The sequence below is a fragment of the Vibrio sp. 10N.247.310.23 genome (assembly GCF_041467155.1).
In the GTDB taxonomy this organism is placed as follows: Bacteria; Pseudomonadota; Gammaproteobacteria; order Enterobacterales; family Vibrionaceae; genus Vibrio; species Vibrio crassostreae_C.
Map to the genome: position 1 here is coordinate 1 of NZ_JBFSTZ010000086.1, position 1,713 is coordinate 1,713.

Annotated in this window: 2 protein-coding genes; both read right to left on the reverse strand. The window is 50.2% G+C overall.

Annotation, left to right across the window (positions count from 1 at the left end):
* The coding region (locus AB6D93_RS23925) for a hypothetical protein (protein WP_372159243.1) at nt 1-229 on the reverse strand (229 nt) is incomplete at its 3' end.
* Nucleotides 226-1,515: a hypothetical protein gene (locus tag AB6D93_RS23930; protein ID WP_372127319.1), complete on the reverse strand. Its 1,290-nt coding sequence runs from the start codon at nt 1,513-1,515 to the stop codon at nt 226-228. The genes AB6D93_RS23930 and AB6D93_RS23925, both read right to left, overlap by 4 nt.
* Between the last annotated feature and the right edge of the window lie 198 nt (nt 1,516-1,713).

The window sequence follows — 1,713 nt, forward strand, 5'->3', positions numbered from 1 at the left end:
CGGTATCGGTGCGGCGCTCTATCGGTATCAGGCTGGCCGGGGGCTGCTCAATGCGCTCGACTTTGAGAGACTCACGATGTCGGTGGCGCTCGATGTCACTGAGTACCGAGGCGGACTCATCATTGCGCTTGTCGTATTCATTGAGCCCAAGGGTTTCACACCCTGAGAGCGATAAGAGCACGCCAATGAGACAGAAGGATTGAAAACCCGAGAGACGAAATAGGTTCATAATGGCGTCACCTCTTTGATGTAGATAGTTTTAGTCGCATCTAGGCGCTGCGCCTTGAGTGGATAGGGACCAAGCAACGTGGTCATGGCCATGCTGATGTCCCCTTCTTTAGTGACCAATGGATAAGGCGTGAAGGTAAAGTCAGCCACAGGCCAAGATGATTTTTCATCCCAGCGCCAGCCATAGTGCTCAGTGACCTGCTTAGTCGCCGCTTTCAATGTGTCACCTGAGACCATTAAGGTGGTCACGCGCTCGCCTTTCCACGGATGAAAGGCCAACAGCTTCGAAAGTGTGTTTGAGTACAGCGTTAACGTATTGATAGGCTGATTAGAGGCCGCCAGCGCTTTCACGGCGCCAGACAACGAGCCAGTACGAACAAAACCTTGCGTGGCCACCCCATCCAAAGCAGTCAAAAATGCCTCATCTTGAGCAAACGCCAAAGGTTGGTCGCCATGTTTGTAAGCCCAGCGAGTTAATGCGCTGCGAAAGCTTTCTCCAGCGTGAACGCGATAAGTGGTGAGCGCTTTTTTCTTCACAGACGACTTAGACGATGTCGGTTTTGCTTTTGAACTTGACGAGGGTTTCCCCTGCATATCACTGGCGAACAACGCATCATTGTCATCCTCAAAACTGGACATCGCCTCTGATGAAGCGCTTTTCGATGCCAGCGACTTTTTCAGTTGCGGGGTCATGACAACACTTGGCGGCGCGTCTTTTGGGGAAGAAGAAATAGACGATGTCGTCGCCACTTTGCTCGCTTTCACAGACCCCGCCAAAGGAGACTTACCGTCTGAATATCCACTCACTGATTTCGGCGCTTGCCACTCGTATCCATACTTAAGTCGAAACCCCACATTGCGACGAACCACATCCTCTTCAAGCGAGAACGCTTGACCGCCAATGACTTGTAAGGCTTGTCGAAGGCTCATGTGCCCCATATCGGTATGACCCAAAGGCAAAGGTTGCGCATAGAGCTGCGTTTCGGCGTAAGATGTCGGGGTGCGCAGCGACACACCACTGCCTGACAATAAGAACTCAACGCCGTCTTTGATGCTCATTTTACTCATCACAGGTAAGCGAGCTTCAATCGGCACGCCTAAGATGTCGGTCATTTGGTCGCCTGCAGAGCGTTCAATGACATAACGTGAGGTCTGCACGCTGCTGCCCGATAATTCGGGGGCGGTGCGAATATTTAGTGGGGGTGGCGGCGTCTCTACAGGCTCAGGCGGGGTTTGACACCCAGCCAACAAGCCTGCAAAAGACAACATGAGCCAGCGCGTTTGCATATCATTCTCCTGACAATAAAAGACCCCGACACGCTAACAAAAAGGCAAGAGGAAAATCTCGATTAGAAATACATTGGTGGATGTATTTTTAACGAGTATTTATTTTTTAAATTGTGATATCATTAATGGTTTTTTTAACTACCAAGCATTAAACCTCAAGTAGAGGTTTACATTTACAGTAGAAACAAAAACGCCAGC

Coding starts and splice junctions, on each gene's coding strand:
- AB6D93_RS23930 (WP_372127319.1), bottom strand. CDS start 1,515: ATGCAAACGCGCTGGCTCATGTTGTCTTTTGCAGGCTTGTTGGCTGGG.